This window comes from Stenotrophomonas genospecies 3 (assembly GCF_054473855.1).
The window spans coordinates 1-20,181 of record NZ_JBTMUR010000012.1; the positions used below are offsets into that span (position 1 = coordinate 1).

13 protein-coding genes and 1 pseudogene are annotated in these 20,181 nt (G+C 67.2%); 11 read left to right on the forward strand and 3 right to left on the reverse strand.

Annotated features, from left to right (window positions below):
• Positions 1-271: 271 nt before the first annotated feature.
• The 3 genes from ACX9OT_RS16050 to pncB all read left to right on the forward strand — a co-directional run bounded on the left by ACX9OT_RS16050 (position 272) and on the right by pncB (position 3,249).
• Positions 272-1,126: a glycosyltransferase family 2 protein gene (locus ACX9OT_RS16050; RefSeq protein WP_032128059.1), complete on the forward strand. Its 855-nt coding sequence runs from the start codon at positions 272-274 to the stop codon at positions 1,124-1,126.
• Positions 1,123-1,962 (forward strand): glycosyltransferase family 2 protein, encoded by an 840-nt coding sequence (locus tag ACX9OT_RS16055; protein WP_032128058.1) that lies wholly within the window; start codon positions 1,123-1,125, stop codon positions 1,960-1,962. Before ACX9OT_RS16050 ends, ACX9OT_RS16055 begins: the two co-directional genes overlap by 4 nt.
• A gap of 108 nt (positions 1,963-2,070) precedes the next feature.
• Positions 2,071-3,249, forward strand: a complete 1,179-nt coding sequence (gene pncB / locus ACX9OT_RS16060) for a nicotinate phosphoribosyltransferase (RefSeq protein ID WP_423163712.1) — start codon at positions 2,071-2,073, stop codon at positions 3,247-3,249.
• 10 nt (positions 3,250-3,259) lie between these two features.
• Here pncB and ACX9OT_RS16065 read toward each other — a convergent pair whose 3' ends face one another.
• Positions 3,260-3,625 carry a hypothetical protein gene (locus ACX9OT_RS16065; RefSeq protein WP_014645902.1) on the reverse strand — a complete coding sequence of 122 codons (366 nt, stop codon included), beginning with the start codon at positions 3,623-3,625 and terminating at the stop codon, positions 3,260-3,262.
• 459 nt (positions 3,626-4,084) lie between these two features.
• On the opposite strand from ACX9OT_RS16065, the gene ACX9OT_RS16070 reads away from it, so the two are divergent.
• The 8 genes and pseudogenes from ACX9OT_RS16070 (at position 4,085) to ACX9OT_RS16105 (ending at position 17,735) form a co-directional block, all read left to right on the forward strand.
• Positions 4,085-4,624: a fimbrial protein gene (locus ACX9OT_RS16070; protein ID WP_134950786.1), complete on the forward strand. Its 540-nt coding sequence runs from the start codon at positions 4,085-4,087 to the stop codon at positions 4,622-4,624.
• An 85-nt stretch (positions 4,625-4,709) separates the two neighbouring features.
• Positions 4,710-5,438 (forward strand): fimbrial biogenesis chaperone, encoded by a 729-nt coding sequence (locus tag ACX9OT_RS16075; RefSeq protein ID WP_032128056.1) that lies wholly within the window; start codon positions 4,710-4,712, stop codon positions 5,436-5,438.
• A gap of 92 nt (positions 5,439-5,530) precedes the next feature.
• Positions 5,531-8,095, forward strand: coding sequence for a fimbria/pilus outer membrane usher protein (locus ACX9OT_RS16080; RefSeq protein ID WP_100437862.1), 2,565 nt, complete (start codon positions 5,531-5,533; stop codon positions 8,093-8,095).
• Positions 8,086-9,117 carry a fimbrial protein gene (locus tag ACX9OT_RS16085; RefSeq protein ID WP_423163713.1) on the forward strand — a complete coding sequence of 344 codons (1,032 nt, stop codon included), beginning with the start codon at positions 8,086-8,088 and terminating at the stop codon, positions 9,115-9,117. Before ACX9OT_RS16080 ends, ACX9OT_RS16085 begins: the two co-directional genes overlap by 10 nt.
• Before the next feature lie 266 nt (positions 9,118-9,383).
• A complete protein-coding gene (gene wecB / locus ACX9OT_RS16090) occupies positions 9,384-10,568 on the forward strand; it encodes a non-hydrolyzing UDP-N-acetylglucosamine 2-epimerase (RefSeq protein WP_423163715.1) in 1,185 nt (394 codons plus the stop codon).
• Positions 10,565-12,766, forward strand: a complete 2,202-nt coding sequence (locus ACX9OT_RS16095; RefSeq protein ID WP_459002861.1) for a hypothetical protein — start codon at positions 10,565-10,567, stop codon at positions 12,764-12,766. The genes wecB and ACX9OT_RS16095 overlap by 4 nt, the downstream gene beginning before the upstream one ends.
• A 6-nt stretch (positions 12,767-12,772) precedes the next feature.
• Complete coding sequence (locus ACX9OT_RS16100; RefSeq protein ID WP_459002863.1) at positions 12,773-14,920, forward strand: glycosyl transferase family protein; 2,148 nt, start codon at positions 12,773-12,775, stop codon at positions 14,918-14,920.
• A pseudogene (locus ACX9OT_RS16105) lies at positions 14,917-17,735 on the forward strand (NfrA family protein). Before ACX9OT_RS16100 ends, ACX9OT_RS16105 begins: the two are co-directional and overlap by 4 nt.
• Here the strand turns inward: ACX9OT_RS16105 and ACX9OT_RS16110 are convergent.
• Complete coding sequence (locus ACX9OT_RS16110; RefSeq protein WP_459002865.1) at positions 17,729-18,694, reverse strand: DUF4434 domain-containing protein; 966 nt, start codon at positions 18,692-18,694, stop codon at positions 17,729-17,731. The pseudogene ACX9OT_RS16105 and the gene ACX9OT_RS16110 sit on opposite strands and share 7 nt — an antisense overlap.
• Positions 18,695-18,848: 154 nt before the next feature.
• On the reverse strand, positions 18,849-20,165 hold the full coding sequence (locus ACX9OT_RS16115) for an NCS2 family permease (RefSeq protein ID WP_005408048.1): 1,317 nt from the start codon (positions 20,163-20,165) through the stop codon (positions 18,849-18,851).
• Positions 20,166-20,181 lie beyond the last annotated feature (16 nt).

A 20,181-nucleotide genomic window follows, 5' to 3' on the forward strand; every position in this document is an offset into this window, starting at 1 on the left:
TGATACGGGACATAAGGGACCTCCAAGTGCGATCAAAGTATCGCTTCTTGGCGTCCGCTGACGGGGGGCCAGATCAGTCCGCGGCATGGATGCCGCGGCCAAGCCCCCATGGACGGGTTAACGGCGTCCCCCGCAACCGGACCCACCCCGCCATGCCACGGATAGCCGGCTTCTGCTGTTGCTTCTGCTCTGGCCTCTGCAGGTGCCGGGTGCAACCCGGCCGATACCCTCCCAGTGCTAGGCTGTGGCTACCGACAACCACGGAGGCGGGATGGGGGCGATCGTGTTGTTGCCGCTGTGCGTGGACGATGCCGCGCTCGACCGCTGCCTGGCCGCGCTGGATGCCGGCACCGCGCCGGGAACCGCGGTCTGGCTGGCCGATGACGCGCAGACCGGCCCGCGTGCGCAGGCGGTGGTGGAGCATTGGTTGGCGCATACGCCACTGCAGGCCGAATACACCCGCCGCGCGCGGCCGTTGGGCGAGGTCGCCCATCTGGATGAGATGCTGCGCGCCTGCGAGGGCATGGACGTGGCGGTGCTGGCGCCGGACAGCGTGCCCGCGCCGGGCTGGCTGCAGCAGCTGCAGGATGCCTTCGCCCGCGATGCCGCCATCGCCACCGCAACCCCGTGGTGCAATGCCGGCGAAACAGCCGCGTGGCCGCGATTGGGCGAAATCAATCCCGAACCGGAGGACCCGGCGCTGCTGGCACACACCTGTGCCACGCTGCCGGTGCTGCATCCGGAGCTGCCCTCGGCGGTCACCCACGCGGTACTGGTGCGCGGCAACGCGCGTCGCCGCGCCGGCGGCCTGGACGTGGACAGCTACGCTGGCTGGAACGCGGCACTGGTGGACCTGAGCCTGCGCATGGCTGGCCTGGGATGGCGCAACGTGCTGTGCGAGACCGCCTTCGTCAGCCGGGCAGGGGAGGCGGTCAGCCGTGATGGCGATCTCGAGGCCCTGGCTGCGCGCTGGCCGGGGTGGGTGCCACGGTTGGCTGACTTCCTCATGCACGATCCGCTGCATGGCCTGCGTGCCGACCTGCAGCAGCGCATGCGGCAGGCGATAATGCCGAAGGAACAGGGTGACCTGTTCGTCTCGTCTTCCGCGCCGGAGCCTCCTGCTTGAATGTTGCCATTGCCGCCATCGTCGTCACCTACCAGAGCGGCAGCACCATCGACGCCTGCCTCTCGCGTCTGCGCCAGGCGCAGGACGTGGCCGAGATCCGGGTGATCGACAATGGCTCGATGGATGGCACGCTGGATATCGTGCAGCGCCATGCCAGCCACGACCCGCGCGTGCGTTTCGTCGGCAATCCGGACAATCCCGGCTTTGCCGCCGCCAACAACCAGGGCGTGGCCGATTCGCACAGCCCATGGCTGGCCTTCATCAACCCGGACCTGATGGTCGAACCGGAGACGTTGGCCGCACTGCGCAGCCGCGCGGAAGGACTGGGCGACTGCCTGCTCGGTGTCGAGCAGGTGGACGAGCAGGGCCATGCCGACGAAGCCGTGCGCCGCCGCGACCCGGATTTCCTGATGATGCTGCGCTCGCCGGGCAAGGGCTCGAAGCTGGCGGTGCCGCGTGACCCGCAGCAGGCGCTGCAGCGGGTGCCGGCGCTGTCCGGTGCGCTGCTGATGATGCCGCGTGCATTGTTCGACTGCATCGGAGGTTGGGACGCCGGCTATCGCCTGCATGCCGAAGACCTGGACCTGTGCCGGCGTGCACGCGAAGCCGGAGCAGTGGTGGCGATCGCCAATGACCTGCAGGTCACCCACGTTCGTGGCGTCTCCAGCCGCTCGCGGCCGTTCTTCGTTGAATGGCACAAGCACAAGGGCCTGTGGCGCTATTTCCAGAAGTTCGAGGCCAGGCAGCGTTCGCTGCCGGTGCGGGTAGCGGTGTGGGGCGCGATCTGGGCGCACGCGCTGATGCTGGTGCCGAAGCTGCTGCGCAGGGCGCTGTAGCGCCGCAAGAGCATCCACGCATGGCGTGGATCTACCAATGTTGTTTCCCGTGAGCTGAGTGTGGCCGCAGGCACCCCGGTTCACCCTGCCGGGCGCATAATCCGCCCCATGCCTATCATCCAGTCCCTGCTCGACACCGACCTGTACAAGTTCACCATGATGCAGGCGGTGCTCCACCAGCACCCCGGCGCCCAGGTGCAGTACCGGTTCAAGTGCCGCACGCCCGGCATCGGCCTGGCCCATTACATCGACCAGATCGACGAAGAGATCGACCACCTGTGCAGCCTGCGTTTCAGCGACGCGGAGCTGGACTACATGCGTGGCCTGCGCTTCGTGAAGCCGGACTTCGCCGATTTCCTCGGCCTGTTCCACCTCGACCGCAAGTACATCCAGCTGCGCGCGTCGAAGACCGTGCCCGGCGAGATCGAACTGGACATCACCGGGCCCTGGCTGCACACCATCCTGTTCGAAGTGCCGCTGCTGGCGATCATCAACGAAGTCTGGTTCCGCAACACCACCACCGCCGACTTCGCCGAGGGCGAGCGCCGCCTGCAGGCCAAGGCCGCGCTGCTGCGTGATACCCCGGGGTTCGAGCAGTGCCGCATCGCCGACTACGGCAGCCGCCGCCGCTACTCGCGTGACTGGCATGCCCGTCTGCTGCCGCTGCTGCGCGATGCGCTCGGCCCGCAGCTGGTCGGCACCAGCAACGTGCACTTCGCCCGCCTGTACGGCATGACCCCGCACGGCACCATGGCCCATGAGTACCTGCAGGCATTCCAGGCGCTGGGCCCACGCCTGCGCGATTCGCAGGTGGCGGCACTGGAATCGTGGGCACGCGAGTATCGCGGCGACCTCGGCATCGCGCTGTCCGACGTGGTCGGCCTGGATGCGTTCCTGCGCGACTTCGACATGTACTTCTGCAAGCTGTTCGACGGCGTCCGCCATGACTCCGGCGATCCGTTCGACTGGGGCGACCGCATGCTGGCGCACTTCCAGCAGCGCCGGGTGGATGCACGCAGCAAGGTGCTGGTGTTCAGTGATGGGCTCGACATCGCCAAGGTGATGCGCCTGTACGACTACTTCCGTGGTCGCTGCCAGGTCGCCTTCGGCGTCGGCACCCACCTGACCAATGATCTGGGGCCAACGCCGCTCAACATCGTCATCAAGATGGTCCGCTGCAACGGCCAGCCGGTGGCCAAGCTCAGCGATTCGCCGGGCAAGAGCATGTGCGACGACCCGGGCTACCTGGCCTATCTGCGCCAGGTCTTCGAGCTGCCGCCGGCGTAAGCACGCCGGCTTACAGGTAGTCGACCACCACCAGGTAGGCGCCCTGCAGCGGCTGCTGCTTCGAAGCCTGCACGCTGTAACGCTCGGAGAAGGCGATATCGCCGGCGCGCATCGCGCTGGCCGACACCGACAGCTTCTGGCCCTGGCGCTTGCCGTCGCGCAGCGTCGCGGCCTGGCCATCGGCCAGCGCCGTCACGGCCACCGTCGAGCCCTTGGCCGAGGGCGGGCAGGCGGCCAGGCTCAGCTCACCCTGGGACAGGTTCGTCGTGCAGCCCGGCTCGGCGATACGGCCGCTGAAACGGATGCTGCCGCTGCTGGCCTGGGCCAGCGCACTGACGGACATCAGGGCCACACACAGCAGAATGGAGTTCCTCATGACACGTTCTCTGGTTCGGTGTGTCCTAGTTAGCGACAGGTTCGATCCGTCTTTAATAGGACAAATCCGAATCTGCTAGGGCCATCACCAAGAAAGAGTGATGCGCATCAAATAAGGCGATTTCTACCTGAAAAAGGCCTGTTTTCGCGTATGTCGAACGCGCCACGGGAAGCGTCATGCAGGGTTGTTTGTGACCTGATCGCCTTGCCGTCAAATCCCCCACGCCCGCCGGGCTCTCATTCCGCCTACCACGTCACATTTGAGGTGTCAATGAATTGGCGTTCAGAAAAATAATGAGACTTTCATCACAGTTGTGCCTATACTTGCGTCACGGATTCAGGGGAAGGTATGTCCGAGTCCGGCCACAGGTGAGACGCAAGGATGGGTCTTGATAGCCCGGCAGTGCTCCTTGCTTCCTCCTCTACTTCTCATCTCTTCAGTAGGGTTAGGTAAAAGCGAATGCACAAGATCAATATCATCGCCGCTCTGATGCTGGCCGCCGCTCCGCTGGCCGCCAACGCCGCCGACGGCACCATCACCTTCAACGGCAAGGTGACCGACAAGACCTGCACCATCTCGACCCCGGGCGGCAAGGACTTCTCCGTCAACCTGCCGACCGTGTCCAAGAACACCCTGGCTGTCGCCGGTAACGTTGCCGGTCGTACCCCGTTTGCCATCAACCTGACCAAGTGCAGCGCCGGCAACGTCGCGACCTACTTCGAGCCGGGTTCGACCGTTGACTTCAGCACCGGCCGCCTGCTGAACCAGGCTTCGGCCAACGCTGCCACCAACGTGCAGCTGCAGCTGCTGGGCTCGAACAACCAGGTCCTGGCGATCAAGGCCGCCGGCGCTGGCCAGCCCCAGACCAACTCGCAGTGGGTCACCGTCGGCACCGACGGCTCGGCCGATCTGAACTACTACGCTGAGTACTACGCCACTGCCGCCGCCACCCCGGGCGACGTCACCAGCAGCGTCAAGTACACGATCATCTACAACTGATCGTAGTCGTACCCGCACTGGCCGGCGTACGCGCCGGCCAGTGCATCGCGGCCCCTGGCCACATACCTCGAGCGTAGTACTTCCGATGAAAGCATTCTTTCCCCGGGCGCTGCTGCTGGCAGCGTTCACGCTGCCCTTCTGCCAGAACGCTCTGGCCGGCGTGGTGGTCAATGGCACGCGAGTGATCTATCCGGCGCAGGCGCGCGAAGTCACCGTGCAGGTCGACAACGTGGGCGATTCGCCGGCGCTGGTGCAGGCCTGGATCGACAGCGGCGACGCCAACCAGACCGCCGATACCAGCGATGCCCCGTTCGTGCTGACGCCGCCGATCGCGCGCGTCGAGCCGGGCCGCAGCCAGGCGCTGCGACTGATCTTCTCCGGCGCGCAGCTGCCGACCGACCGTGAGTCGGTGTTCTGGCTCAATGTGCTGGATGTTCCGCCGTCCCCGGACAACGCCGACAGCGGCGAACAGAATTACCTGCAGGTCGCGTTCCGTTCGCGCCTGAAGCTTTTCTACCGGCCGCAGGGCCTGAAGGGCGTCGCCAACGACGCGCCCGCAGCGCTGCGCTGGACCCGCACGGGCGACCGTCTGCGGGTGGAAAACCCGAGCCCCTTCCACGTCACTCTGGCCGAAGTACATGCCGTGACCGGCAGCAGTGAAAAGGCCGTCGAGGACAAGGGCGCGATGGTCGCGCCGAAGCAGAGCCTGGAGTTCGCCGCACCGGCGGGCACCGACCAGGTCCGCTTCATCACCATCAACGACTACGGCGGCCGGGTGGAACACACCATCCGCCTCGGCAGCACTGGGGGCTGAACGCGCCGCGCCGGCCTTGGGCCTGCGCATCCCGCCACCGCCGCTGTGCGGCGAATTGAAGGAATGTCAGTGTGATCGGAAACAGATTGACATTGTCGATCCATCAGGCGCTTTGCCTGTTGGTTGCTGGCGTGGCCTGCCCAGGATGGGCGCTGGCTGCCCCGGCCAATCTCGGCGAACAGGCGCTGATGGCGCAGAGTGGTGCGGCCAATGCGCGTGCACCGGAATCGGCCCAGTTCAACTCCAGCTTCCTGTCCGGCCAGGCCAAGCAGGTCGATCTGGCGGCCTTCAGCAACGGCAACCCGATGGTGGCCGGCAACTACCGTGTCGACGTCTACGTCAACGGTGCCTGGCAGGGCCGTCGCGATCTGCAGTTCAAGGCCGATGCGCAGGGCCGTGTCGACGCCTGCCTGCCGCTGCCGATGCTGGAAGAAATGGGCGTGGACAGCGAAGCCGTGCTGCTGCAGCAGGATCCGTCCGTGCCGACCGACAAGACCAGCTGCGTGCCGGTCCAGCAGCGCATGGCCAATGCCTATGGTGTCTATGACAGCGGCAACCTGCGCTACGACCTGAGCATCCCGCAGGTGTTCCTGCGTCGTGAGGCACGCGGCTACGTCAACCCGGCGCTGTGGGACCGCGGCATCAATGCCGGCTTCGTCGGCTACAGCTTCAATGCCATCGACAGCGACAGCCGTGTCGAAGGTGGCCAGCGCAACCGCAGTGCCTACCTCGGCCTCAACGCCGGCATGAACCTGGGTGGCTGGCAGTTCCGCCACGATTCGAACCTGACCTGGTCCGAGGGCGATGGCCGCCATTGGCAGAGCATCGCCACCTATGCACAGCGCGGCATCCCGCAGGTGCGCGGCATGCTCACCATCGGTGAGGCCTACACCACCGGTGAACTGTTCGACTCGATCGGTTACCGCGGTGCCAGCCTGGCCAGCGACGACCGCATGCTGCCCGATTCGCTGCGCGGTTACGCGCCGGTCGTGCGCGGCATCGCCGAGACCAACGCACGCATCGAAGTGCGCCAGAACGAGCAGCTGATCTACTCCTCCACCGTGTCGCCGGGCAGCTTCGTCATCGACGACCTGTACCCGACCGGCTACGGCGGCGACCTGGAAGTGAGCGTGATCGAGGCCGATGGCCGCCGCCGCGAATTCAAGGTGCCGTTCGGTTCGGTGCCGCAGATGCTGCGCGAAGGCGTGTCGCGTTACTCGCTGACCGCCGGCCAGGTGCGCAACAAGCTGCTGGCCGATGAGCCGTGGCTGGTGCAGGGCACCTACCAGCGCGGTATCGGCAACCAGCTGACGCTGTACGGCGGCAGTGCACTGAGCGACGGCTACCTGTCGCTGCTGTACGGCGTCGGCCTGTCCACGCCGGTTGGCGCGTTCGCCGCCGACGTCACCCACGCACGTACGACGTTCGACCACTACGGCAACCACACCGGTGCCAGCGTGCGCTTGAGCTACAGCAACATGATCGGCGAGACTGGGACCAACCTGACCCTGGCCGCCTACCGCTATTCGACCGAAGGCTTCTACAGCCTGCAGGATGCGCTGTACGGCCGTGATTCGGACAAGCGCGGCATCGATCCGACCACCCGTGGCCGTCAGCGCAGCCAGTTCCAGGTAACGCTGAACCAGCCGCTGGGCCGTCGCGGCGGCGCGCTGTACGTGACCGGCTCGGTGCGTGACTTCTACGACCGCCCCGGTACCTCCAAGCAGTATCAGGTGGGCTACAACAACGCCTGGCGTTCGGTGAACTACGGCTTCTCGGCGCTGCGCACCGAAGAGGGCGTGCTCGGCCGTTCCGATACCCAGTACCTGCTGTCGATGAGCGTGCCGCTGGGCCGTGGTTCGCACCCGGTGTCGTTCAGCGCCGACCTCGGCGTGCGCGAGCGCGGTGGCTACGACAACAGCCGCGTTGGCATCACCGGTTCGACCGGCATCGACAACAACTTCAGCTACGGTGTGGCGCTGTCCGACTCCCGCGAAGGTGGCACCACCGCGGTGGGCAGTGCGGAATACCGCAGCCGCTACAGCGCGTTGAACGCGACCTACAGCCACTCGCGCGATTTCCGCCAGGCGTCGGTCGGTGCCAACGGCAGCGTGGTCGTGCATCCGGGCGGCTTCACCTTCACCCCGCAGCGTGGCGACACCATGGTGCTGGTGGAAGCGCCGGGCGCACGCGATGCGATCGTCAGCAACGCCCCGGGCCTGCGCGTCGACGGCCGCGGCTACGCGGTGGTCCCGTACGTGTCGCCGTACCGCCTCAATACCGTCACCCTCGATCCGCAGGGCATGGCCCACGACGTCGAGCTGGAAAGTACCAGCCAGTCGATCGCGCCGTTCGCCGGTGCCATCAGCTACCTGCGCTTCGATACCCGCAAGGGCAACGCGCTGCTGATCCAGGTGCGCAACACCGATGGCCGCACCATGCCGTTCGGTGCGCAGGTCAAGGATGAGCAGGGCCAGCCGGTGGGCATGGTCAGCCAGGGCGGCCGCCTGTACGTGCGCAGTGACAAGAACCAGGGCAGCCTGCTGGTGGAGTGGGGCGCCGGCGCCGACCAGCGCTGCACCGTTGATTACCAGGTTCCGGCAGGCGCCGATGCGTCCAAGACCGGCTTCATCCCGCTGGAGGCAGCATGCCGATGATTTCTTCCCGTGGCCGCAAGGCATTAGCTGCCATGGCCGTGCTCGGTGGCGTGTTGCTTGCGCAGCAGGCCAGCGCCGCGTGCCGTATCAGCTCAAGCTGGTTCACCGCACAGGACGTCACCATGGACATGGGCCAGATCGTGATTCTGCCCAGCACCCCGGTCGGCGGCGTGATCAAGGAGATCAGTGAATCGATCACTCAGCGCGATCGGGTTGCCAGCTGCGACCGAAGCGGTGGCTACTCGCGCGGCGAATACGTCAACGCGGCGCAGAAGCGTCCGGTGCCGGGTTTTGCAGACACCTTTGAGACCGATGTCCCCGGTGTTGGCATCAAGCTTTTCCGCGATGCAGGGACGTTTCAGGTCTATTACCCGCATTCGATTCCCTTCGGCAACACATCCGTCACATTGAACGGCGGTCGCTTCCGCATCCAGTTGATCAAGACTGCCGCACAGACGGGTTCGGGCGTGATCGCGCCGAATGGTCGCTTCACTACGTATTACTTTGATGGTGATGGTCCCAGCAAGCCAGTGCTGACCTCGACCTTCAGGGGCTCGGGCACCACCGTGGTCAGCCCGACCTGCGAAGTGCAGGCGGGCAGTCGCAACATTGCCGTCGATTTCGGTAGCGTGCCCAACACCACGTTCACCGGTGTCGGTTCCAAGGCTGTAGATCGCGATTTCGAGATCCGCCTGAACTGCCAGGGCAGCAACGTTGCTGCCTACCAGAGCAAGATCGGCATCCGCCTCGACGCCGACCAGGACAGCTCGAACATGCCGGGCGTGCTGAAGCTCAGCGCGGCTACCAACAGTGCCACCCGCATCGGCATCCAGATGGTCCAGCGTGATGGCAGCACCGAGCGCGAAGTGCGTTTCGGCCAGACCGTCAACGTCGGTACCACCACGCCCGGCACCAGCACGATGACCTTGCCGCTGCGTGCGCGTTACGTGCAGACCCAGGCCGGCACGGTGGGTGCAGGTGTCGCAAACGGCCAGGCCACCTTCACCATCCAGTACGAGTAAGGCGGCCGCAGGCCGCGCCACTGCTGCGTTCCACCGCAACGTCGCCCGTTGCACGGGCGGCGTTGACTGCGTCTTGATCTTCCAACGATGAAGATCAATGCCACGACGCGCGTACCATCATTCGAATGTGATGTACGTCGCGATTTTGGAGTTTCCTCATGAGGTGACCGTCTCCTGCCTGCGGGTGTTGGACGGGAACGCCGAAAGGATCCAGACGTGGCTACAGCTCCTGGCATTCCCTCGCGCCGGCCTTTCGGAGCGCTGCGATGAAGGTCCTGTCGGTGTTCGGCACGCGACCGGAAGCGATCAAGATGGGGCCGCTGGTAAGGGCCTTGGCGGAGGCTGCGGACATCGAATCGGTGGTCTGCATCACCGGCCAGCACCGGGCGATGCTGGACCAGGTGATGTCGCTGTTCGCGATCACCGCCGACCATGACCTCGATGTCATGGTGCCCAACCAGACGCTCAATGGCCTGTGTTCCAAGCTGTTCGAACGGCTTGACGCGCTCTACACGCAGGTTCGCCCGGACCGGGTACTGGTGCACGGCGATACCACCACGGCGATGACCGCCGCACTGGCCGCGTTCCACCACCGCATTCCGATCGGCCACGTCGAGGCAGGCCTGCGTACCGGTGACATCAACCGGCCATGGCCGGAGGAAATGAACCGGCGGGTGATCGACGTGGTCGGCCACCAGCTGTATGCGCCCACCGCCAGCTCGCGCGCCAACCTGGCCCGCGAACACCTGGGCGGGCAGATCCTGGTCACCGGCAACACCGTCATCGATGCCCTGCAGCAGACCGTAGAGCGGCTGGATGCCGACCCGGCCCTGCGCGCGCAGGCCGACGCGCCCTTCCACATGCTCGACCCGCGGCGGCGCCTGCTGCTGGTCACCGGCCACCGCCGCGAGAGCTTCGGCCAGGGTTTCGAGGACATCTGCCGCGCACTGGCCGAGCTGGCGCGACGCACGGACCTGCAGGTGCTGTACCCGGTGCACCTCAACCCGAACGTACAGGGCCCGGTCAACGCCCACCTCGGCCACCTCGACAACGTGCACCTGGTGCCGCCGCAGGACTACCTGCGCTTCGTGCGCCTGATGCAGCGCGCCGACGTCATCCTCACCGACTCCGGTGGCGTGCAGGAAGAAGCGCCGGCGCTGGCCAAGCCCGTGCTGGTCATGCGCGACGTCACCGAACGCCCGGAGGCGGTCGAGGCCGGAGTGGTGACGCTGGTCGGCACCAGGCCCTCGCGCATTGTCGAGGCGGTCAACGCGGCACTCGCACAACCACCGCATCCGACCCGCTTCGATCCCGACGCCAGCCCCTACGGCGATGGCCGTGCCAGCGCGCGCATCGTCGCCGCCCTGCGTGGCACGCCCCTTCCCGAATTCTCGCCCGGCCTCCGCAACAGCGGTGCCGCCCACTCCCATCCACGCGAAGTGACGCCATGACCCAGACCGGCCGCTCTCCCCTGTTTGCATCCGCCGCCGCGTTCGTCCTGTCGGGCGTGGTTGCCAGTGCCCATGCCGCCGACAGCGTCGCCGGCCAATTCGCCGAATGGAGCGGCGACAGCACGGTCAACCGGCAGATGACCCTGCGTGAACTCGGTTTCCGCCAACCGCTGGTGCTCAGCGGGCAGGAGAGCCAGCGCGAGGTCTACCTGCCGGTGCCGGCCGGCGTCGCCACCCGCGATGCGCAGCTGCAGCTGGACGGGCGCTATGTGCGCGGCCACGCCGGGCGCACTTCCGGCCTGTGGTCGGTCGATGGCGATCCGATCGCCGCGCGCTCGATCACCGATGCGCAGGGCGACGCCAGCCAGCTGCTGGCCATTGATGGCGAACCTCGCCAGAACGGCTTCGTGCGGGTCGGCGTCGGCTGGTGGTCGATCGTCTCCGACTACCAATGTGCCGACCAGAGCGCGCCGGCCAACGTGTTGCGGCTGTCGCCGGACTCGCGCTTCAGCTACCGCTTCGATGGGCGTGCCGTGGATACCGTGGCCAAGGCCTGGGGCGCGCTGCCACCGCAGGTGCGGCTGCTGGTGGATGGCAAGGCGCTGCAGGCGCCGGCCTACGACGCCGCCTGGCGCATCGGTACCGCGTTGCAGGCCGGCGGCAAGCAGGTGCAGGTGGTGGCGCTGCCCAAGGTCGGTGACAGCGTCGACCTGACCGGCATCAGCATCCCGGCCAGCCTGCAGGGCGTGCCGGCCTATGCCGCGCTGGCTGCGGGCGAGCGTACGCATGCGATCAAGGACCTGGCCGAAGTGGGGGCGCTGCTGTCGTTGCGTGACAGTGGGCCCTTGGCCGCTGACGTGATGATCGGCAGCGATGCGTTGCGGACCGGCGTACGCGCGGCACTGGACGCGCTGGCCGTGCAGGTTGCCGCTACGGGTGCCGATGCGGGCACTGCCTTCGCCGCATGGCGCGGTACCGATATGGGTGGCCTGGAAAAGCCCGCGGCCAACGCCTCGGTCAGCGTGGTCGCTGTTGCCGGGCGCCCGACGCTGGTGGTCGACCCGGCGGCGGCAGGCAAGGTCGCCGGGTTGTTTGCCGAACAGTGGCGCAGCTACGCGCTGGGCCGCAGCCTGCAGGTCAGCGCGGCGGGAACGCCGAAGCTCGACGGTGACCAGGTGCTGCTGAGCCGGCTCGGCAACATCGCCGGTACGATGGATGTGGTCACCCGCGCGGACCGCAGTGCCACCTTCGACCTCGGCGCGCTGTCGGCCGATGGGCGCCTGCCCGAGGAAGTGGTGATCGATGTCTCGGCAGCGCCCAACGCCGCCGGGCAGGGCGCGGTGGCCACGATCCATTTCAACGATTACCTGCTGGGCGGCAAGGTGCTGTCGGCCAATGGCCAGCCGCAACGGCTGGTGGCCAAGGTGCCGGCCTACGCGCTGTCGGCGCGCAACGAGATCCGCGTCAGCTTCCTGCGCCAGCCGGCACGACCTTATTGCCACGATCCCGCCACCGCCTATCCGGTCTCGATCCTGCCCAGCAGCCACCTGACCCTGGCCAAGCGGTCGCTGGGCAGTGATTTCGTCGGCGCCAGCAGTCAGCTGTCGCGCGGCAACCAGGTGTTCGTGCCGGCCACGTGGCTGCAGGATGCACCGGCATCGCTGCGCAAGGTGATTGCGGTGGCCAGTGCAGTGGGTGCCTCGCCGGAGGCGTCGGAACTGAAGGTGGTCGATGCCGGTGCGGCGGTCAGCCCGGGTGCGCCGTGGCTGGCGTTCGGTGTGGCGCCATCGGGTGTCGATGTGGCCGGCCTGAAGGATGGGCACCTGCTGATCGGCGGGAAGCCGCAGCCGCTGCTGGATGTCAGCGGGTTGGACCGGGCCGCGGTGGTGCAGGTCGGCACCTCCGGCGGACAGCTCGGCGTGCTGTACAGCGACCTGGGCGCACAGGCACCGTCATTCGGCGCACCGTTCCGGCTGCTGCGCGGTGATCTCGCCGTGCTCGACGGCAGTGATGCCGTGCGCGAATTCGACCGCCAGGATCCCTATGGCACGCGTGTCGCGCAGGACGGCAATCCGCAATCGAAGTGGGAACGGCACATGGTCTGGTTGCTGCTGCTGGTCGGCGTGATCGTGTTCGCGCTGCTGGCCGCCCGCGTTACCCAGGTGCGCCGCCGCAAGTCCGCCAACACAGGGCACTGATCCACCGTGGACGGTCTGTTCTGGAATATCCAGCTGGCCAACTACTACGCCGCCCTGGAAACCACGGCGGCGGCGGTGGCCGTGCTGATCCTGATCTCCAGCCTCGATGACCTGTTCATCGATGTCTGGTACTGGGTGCGCGAGAGCTGGCGGGCGCTCACCATCAAGCGTCGCGAGGCGTACCGGCCGCTGACCCAGGAAGACCTGCTGCAGCGACCGCAACAGCCGCTGGCGATCATGGTGCCGGCGTGGATGGAGTACGACGTCATCGCGCAGATGGTGGAGAACATGATCAACGTACTCGACTACCGCGAGTACGTCGTGTTCGTCGGCACCTATCCCAATGACCAGCAGACCATCGACGAAGTGGAGCGCATGCGCCGCCGCTACAAGCGCCTGCGCCGCGTGGAAGTGCCGCATGACGGGCCGACCAGCAAGGCCGACTGCCTGAACTGGCTGATCCTGGCAATCTTCGATTACGAGAAACGCCACGACATCGAGTTCGCCGGGGTGATCCTGCACGACAGCGAGGACGTGCTGCACCCGATGGAACTGCGCTTCTACAACTACCTTTTGCCGCGCAAGGACATGATCCAGTTGCCGGTCACCTCGCTGGACCGCGAGTGGTACGAACTGGTGGCCGGCGTCTACATGGACGAGTTCGCCGAATGGCATGCCAAGGATCTGGTGGTGCGCGAAAGTGTTTCCGGCATGGTGCCGTCGGCCGGTGTCGGTACCTGCTTCTCGCGGCGCGCGCTGCTGGCGCTGAGCGCGCAGACCGACAACCAGCCCTTCAACACCGACAGCCTCACCGAGGACTACGACGTCGGTGCGCGGCTGGCGGCGATGGGCATGCAGTCGATCTTCGCCCGCTTCCCGGTGCAGTTCCGCGTGCGTCGCCCGTCCTGGTTCGGCTGGGGCCCGGTACGCGAGCGCACCCAGCAGATGGCGCTGTGCGTGCGCGAGTACTTCCCCGACAACTTCCGCGCATCGTACCGGCAGAAGGCGCGGTGGGTGCTGGGCATCGGCCTGCAGAGCTGGGAGTCGCTGGGCTGGCGTGGATCACTGGCCACCAAGTACCTGCTGGCGCGCGACCGCAAGGGCATCATCACCTCGTTCGTCAGCATCATCGCCTACATCATCTTCCTGCAGCTGCTGCTGTTCTGGCTGTTGAAGATGACCGGGCTGTGGACGATGCAGTTCCCCAGCGTGTTCCAGGCCGGTACCTGGCAGATGAATGTCGCGCTGCTGACCACCGCAGCGCTGGCGACCCGGGTCGTGCAGCGTTTCTACTTCGTCAACCGGCTGTACGGCTGGGAGCACGCGCTGATGTCGATCCCGCGCATGGTGGTCGGCAACATGATCAATTTCATGGCCACCGCCCGTGCCTGGAAGGTGTTCCTGGCCTACCTGCTGTTCGGCAAGCGCATGGTCTGGGACAAGACCATGCACGACTTCCCGGATGCAGCGCAGCTGGTGCAGACCCGCAAGCAACTGGGTGAGCTGTTGACCACCTGGCAGGCGGTGGAACCCGAGCGCCTGCAGCAGGCGCTGGACCAGCAGCAGGCAGGTCGCCAGCAGCCGCTGGGCCGCATCCTGCTCACCCAGGGCTGGCTGGATGACGAGACCCTGGCCGAGGCCATCGCGTTCCAGGGTGACCTGCCACGCGCGGTGATCGACGTGGATTACCTGCGTGCCTGCCAGTTCCCGGTCAGTGCCGATGCCTGCGTGCAATGGCGCATGCTGCCGCTGCCGCCGCGCCAGGAAGGCACCCTGCGACTGGCCGTGGCCAGTCCGCTGCCCGAGGACGCCGTGGCATTGCTGAAGCAGGAAACGCGCAGCGAGCACATCGAACAGAGCATTGCCCGCGAAAGCGAGATCAACGCGGGTCTGCGCCTGATCGGTGGCGAACGGCAGTGGCACCTGGACAACGTGCCATTGCTGGGCGACCTGCTGGTGGAAATGCGCCTGATCGATCACGCACGCTTCGAGATCGCACTGGACGACTACATGCCGCAGCGCGACGGTCGCATCGGCGACTACCTGGTCAAGCAGGGCATCACCACCGAGGAGGCCGTGGCCCAGGCCATGCAGGAGCAGCGCCGGCGTGCGGCCACGCTGCAGTCGCCGCCGCCCGGAGCCTTGCCGGCATGAAGACCACGCTGCTGTCCACCGTCATTGCCGTGGCACTGGCCACGGCCGCCGCGCCGGTGATGGCGCAGGCCGAGGTGCCCCTGCCGCTGTCCGGTGCGGCCTACCGCATCGCCGAGCAGGCGTTTGCTGCCTATGAACGTGGCGATTACCCCACGGCCTACCGGCAGTCCAGCGAAGCGATCCGGCTGCGCCCGGACGTCGTGCGGCTGCGCCTGCTGCAGATCTATGCGCTGCAGAAGCTTGGTCGTGGCGCAGAAGCGCAGCAGCAGGCGCGCCGTGCGCTGGACGCGGGGATGAAGGATCCCGCCTTGCCTGCGCTGGCCGCCGCGCCCAGGATGACCACAGGTGCAGCGCGTAGCACAGCGGTGCCGCGTGCACCCGCAACGGTGGCCGGCCACAACAACCGGCAGGCCTACATGCTGGCAACCGAAGCCTATGCGGCCTACGACGCCGGGCAGATGGGCATCGCCGCCAGCAAGGCCGAACAGGCGTTCCGGCAGCAGCCGGAACAGGGCGCATGGGCCCTGCTGTGGGTGGCGGCGCTGGAGGCACAGCAACAGCCCGAACAGGCCGACGCCGCCATCGGCACCGCGCTGCAGTTGGGTGCACCGAATGTCGAAGCGCTGCGCGCGCGGCGCGTGACACTGGGCCGCCAACGCGCGCTGCTGCAGGCACAGCAGGCCTATCAATTGCTGTCCGCAGGCGAGAATGCCGCCGCCATTGAGCAGGCGCACGCCGCCGTGGAACTGGCACCCGACGTTGCTTCATACCGGTTGCTGCTGATCACCGCGCAGCTGCAGGGCGATCAGCTGGCCGACGCTGAGCACAGTGCTGATCAGGCATTGCAGGTGGACGCCAACGATCTCAATGCCCGGGTGATGCGTGGCTACCTGCGCCAGCGCCAGGGCAGTACGCTGCGGGCCAATGAGGATTTCGATGCCGCGCTCGCCACGCCGGGATCAACCGCGCAGCAGCGCAACGTGCGGCTGCTGGCGGTGGATGCGGCGCTGGCCGCAGGTGATCGGGTACGCGCAGCTGCACTGCTGGCACCGTTGCAGGCGGCGCTACCGGCAGTTGAAGGCGATGCACGGACACGGCAGCTGCTGCAGCAGGGCATCGAGCAGCGCAGCCGGGCGACCCGTGCCAGTCGCGAGCCTCCCCGCATCAGCGCCGAGGCCTACCCGGCACCGGTCCAGCACTGCCAGTCCGGTGACAGCGGCAACGTCTGCGAACTGGTGCCGGCCGATCTGCAGGGGGATGGCGGTGCCGCACAGCGTGCCTACGCTGCCTACGCGCGCCAGGATTACGCCGATGCCATCGGTGAGGCGCGGCAGGCCGTGCAACTCGCACCGGACGACGCGAACCTGCAAGGCCTGCTGACCACCACGCTGGCGGCGGGCAACCGTGCCCAGCAGGACGAAGCGCGGCAGCGCCTGGATACGGCACTGGCACAGCGTCCTGATGACGCGGGTGCACTGATGCAGCGCGGCTACCTCAACCAGGGGCCCACGAACCGGCGCGCGCACTGGCCGACTTCCGTGCCGCCGAGGCCACCGGAAAGGCACCGAAAAGCGTAGTGCTCGATCAGGCCTACGCCAGCGCAGCCAACGGCGACCATCCGCAGGCGGTGATGCTGCTGCGCAGCGCCATTGATCGCGCCGATGCCGGTGAGCTGCCACTGGATGCGCACCAGCGCTACAACGTGCGCAATGCCATCGCCAATTACTCGCGCGAGTGGGGCGTGATCGCCTCGGCGGGTTTCCGTGGTGCTCGCCAGGCGGCGACCAATGTCGGCGGTGCGGCGATCAGTGCGCCCGGCGATTCGGTGTTCAGCACGCTGGAGGCGTTCTGGCGGCCCCCGGCCTTCAACGACCAGCATGGCACGCTGGAACTCTACGCGCGCCTGCTCAACACGCTGTACGACGAGGGTGGCACTTACGAATCGATCCGCGCGGTGGACCCGTGCACCGGCGAATCAACGCCGGATGCGCGTGCACGCGCGGAGCGCCTCAGCCACTCGCGTTCCACTACCGGCTGGCCCTCCACAATCGCGTCCTTCGGCATGCGCTACGCGTTTGGCCAGAGCGGTCTGAGTGCTGGCATCGAGCGCCGACAGTTCCTCGGCAGTGCAACCCGCCAGGGCGAGGTCTACCCCGAGTCGGCAGCGGTGCAGTGCCGCCTGCAGCTGGCCCTGAACCGGCCACTGGAAGCCAGCACGCTGGCGCGCTACCGGCTGGCCAGTGGTTCCGGTGGCTGGATGTCCTACCTGACCTATGGCTACTACCATGGCACCGATCTGCGCACCGATGTGAACCAGTGGTGGATGGTCAGTGGCTACGCGCAGGGGGGATACACCTGGGACGACAACGGTGCCACCTTCACCCTCGACGCGCTTGATGCCAACGGCACCCCGGTGCGGCGCCTGGGTGAGGCCAATGGGCGCCTGCATCGCCAACAGTGGTTCGCTGCCGGTGAACTGCGCGCCGGTCGCAGTTTCCGCTTCGGTGCAGGGCAGACGCATTGGGTGGTCACACCCTATGTCGTGGTGGGTGCCGATTGGCTGGACCAGCGCTCGCGCGTGCGCGACATCCGTTATCCGCCGTTCCCGGCGCAGTCGTTCGCGCTCAACGATACGCAGCGCAGCTGGTCACTTGGCGCAGGGCCGGGCGTGGGCGTGCGTTACGGGTTCCGCGAGGACCACTACAACACGCCGCGTTCCTACCTGGACCTGACCGTGCAGTACCGCATCGCCATCGGCGGTGGTGATACGCAGCGTGCCAAGGGCCTGTTCGCCACCGCCATCCTCTACTATTGACGCAGGCCCCAGCGTCGCCGCAGCGCTGCGGCCTGCGGCGTGTCCTGGGTCAGCCATGGCTCCAGTGCATAGACCAGCACGTGCTGTGCGCCGCTGTCGCGTGCCCATGCCAACTGCCGCTGGATACGTGCGGCATCGGCGGTTTCGCCCTTGAATCCGCTGCCGTCGGCAGGACCGCCGGGCAGTTCGCGGAACAGTTCGACGATCGCATCGAAACCGATGCCGTGTGCATGGAAATGATCGAGCAACGGCTGGAGCTGCTGCACGTTGCCGGCACCGGCCACCCCCACGCCATCCTGCACCATCGGCCGTAGCGTGGCCTGTGCCAGCACCGCCTGCCACAGCGTGACCAGGTTGCCATCGGTCTGCAGGCGGCTGAAGTAACAGGAGATCGCACAGTCACCGCCGCGCGTGCTGGCGGCCTGCACCAACCCGTGCAGCCACTGCGCCAGCCATTGCTGGCGGGCCGGATCGGCCCAGTGGTACTGCTCCAGTTCGTAGGGCAGGTACCAGCCTCCGAAGGCTGGCTGCTGTGCCCAGGGTGCCTGTGCCAACCAGCTGCGTGCGTGCGCCAGGCTCTCGGCCAGGAAGGCCTGCAGCGTGGCGTCGTCCGCGGCGATGGCCTGCCACCAGCGTTGCTGGAAGGGCAGGCCGACGCGGATGCGGATGCCGTTCTCGCCGGCGGCGGTGAACAGCTGCTGCAGGCTGCCGTCGGGCAGTGACCAGTCGCCGTAGCTGCCACCGACGATGCCGGTCCATTGCAGCACCAGCTGACGGCAGCCCAGCGTATGCGCAAGCTTCAAGGATCGCTGCCAGTCGGCCAGGCCCCATTGCAGGTGGCTGCGCCACGGCTGCAGGAAGGTGCCATCGACCTGCACCGGCAGCGAGCAGCCGGGCAGGGTGGCGAGCGTAGCGGCCAACGGCGCCAGCACTGCCGCGCGCAGCAAGCGACGGCGCAACGGCGAAGAAGGATCCGCGGGAAGGTCGGGCCGAACCATGCCCGCATCATCCCAGAGCGCCGTGCGTGGCGGGTGAACCCTGCGTCCGGTAGTCCCGGTCGCGGGCCGAAGCGTGCTCTGGTAGCGCCGGCCGCTGGCCGGCATCGCCTACCGCTTATTCCAGCGCGTAGCGCAGGGTAAACAGCACCGCCACCAGCCACACAGCCGGATGCACTTCGCGCCAGCGCCCGGTACCGGCCTTCAGCGCGGCATAGGCAATGAAGCCGAACGCCAGGCCGTTGGCGATCGAGTAGGTGAACGGCATCGCCAGCGCACAGAGTGCGGCTGGCACCGATTCGGTCAGGTCGCTCCAGTCCACTTCCACCAGCTCACGCAGCATCAGGCCAGCCACGAACAGCAGTGCCGGCGCGGTGGCATAGCTGGGCACCATTGCCGCAAGCGGCGAGAACAGCAGCGCCGCCAGGAACAGCGCCGACACCACCAGCGCGGTCAGGCCGGTGCGGCCGCCCACCTGCACGCCCGAGGCGCTTTCGGCAAAGGCCGTGGTGCTGCTGGTGCCAAGCATCGAACCGGCCACGATCGCGGTGCTGTCGGCCAGCAGCGCACGGCCGAAACGCTTCTGCGCGCCCGGCAGCTTCAGCAGGCCGGCGCGACCGACCACGCCGTACAGCGTGCCGGTGGCATCGAACACTTCCACCAGCACGAACACCAGCACCACCTGCAGCAGCACTGCGATCGGTGCGCCGCCGTCATGGTGCAGCAGGCCCGGCAGGTCCAGCTGCAGGAAGGTGGGTGCGAGGCTCGGCGGCAGCGAGACCAGGCCCTGGTACTGCACGTCGCCCAACGCCCAGCCCGCGCCGGTCACCGCCAGGATGCCGATCAGGATCGCACCGCGGATGCGGCGTGCTTCCAGCACCGCGATCAGCAGGAAGCCGGCCAGTGCCAGCAGCGGCGGCGCCGTGTTCAACGGGCCCAGCGCCACCAGCGTGTCTTCATTGCCGACGATCACGCCGGACTTCTGCAGCGCGATGATCGCCAGGAACAGGCCGATGCCGGCCACGATGGCCGAGCGCAGCGACGAGGGGATGCCGGACACCAGCCATGCGCGCACGCCGGTCAGCGACAGCACCAGGAACACCAGGCCGGAGATGAACACCGCACCCAGCGCCTGCTGCCACGGCAGGCCAGCGGCACCGACCACGGTGAAGGCGAAGAACGCGTTCAGGCCCATGCCCGGTGCCATGCCCACGGGGAAGTTGGCGGCCAGCGCCATCACCGCCGAACCCAGCGCCGCAGCCAGGCAGGTGGCCACGAACACCGCGCCCGCGTCCATGCCGGTGGTGCCGAGGATCTCGGGGTTCACGAAGACGATGTAGGACATCGTCAGGAAGGTGGTGACACCGGCCAGCAGCTCGGTACGCACGGTGGTGCCGTGCTGCTGCAGCTGGAACAGGCGCTCGAACAGGGACATGGGGCTTCTCGCGAAG

What these genes read in the sequence shown, in the direction of transcription:
- wecB (WP_423163715.1), top strand. Translation starts at nt 9,384, where the DNA reads ATGAAGGTCCTGTCGGTGTTCGGCACGCGACCGGAAGCGATCAAGATG.
- ACX9OT_RS16050 (WP_032128059.1), top strand. Translation starts at nt 272, where the DNA reads ATGGGGGCGATCGTGTTGTTGCCGCTGTGCGTGGACGATGCCGCGCTC.
- ACX9OT_RS16065 (WP_014645902.1), bottom strand. Translation starts at nt 3,625, where the DNA reads ATGAGGAACTCCATTCTGCTGTGTGTGGCCCTGATGTCCGTCAGTGCG.
- ACX9OT_RS16070 (WP_134950786.1), top strand. Translation starts at nt 4,085, where the DNA reads ATGCACAAGATCAATATCATCGCCGCTCTGATGCTGGCCGCCGCTCCG.
- ACX9OT_RS16075 (WP_032128056.1), top strand. Translation starts at nt 4,710, where the DNA reads ATGAAAGCATTCTTTCCCCGGGCGCTGCTGCTGGCAGCGTTCACGCTG.
- pncB (WP_423163712.1), top strand. Translation starts at nt 2,071, where the DNA reads ATGCCTATCATCCAGTCCCTGCTCGACACCGACCTGTACAAGTTCACC.
- ACX9OT_RS16115 (WP_005408048.1), bottom strand. Translation starts at nt 20,165, where the DNA reads ATGTCCCTGTTCGAGCGCCTGTTCCAGCTGCAGCAGCACGGCACCACC.
- ACX9OT_RS16085 (WP_423163713.1), top strand. Translation starts at nt 8,086, where the DNA reads ATGCCGATGATTTCTTCCCGTGGCCGCAAGGCATTAGCTGCCATGGCC.
- ACX9OT_RS16095 (WP_459002861.1), top strand. Translation starts at nt 10,565, where the DNA reads ATGACCCAGACCGGCCGCTCTCCCCTGTTTGCATCCGCCGCCGCGTTC.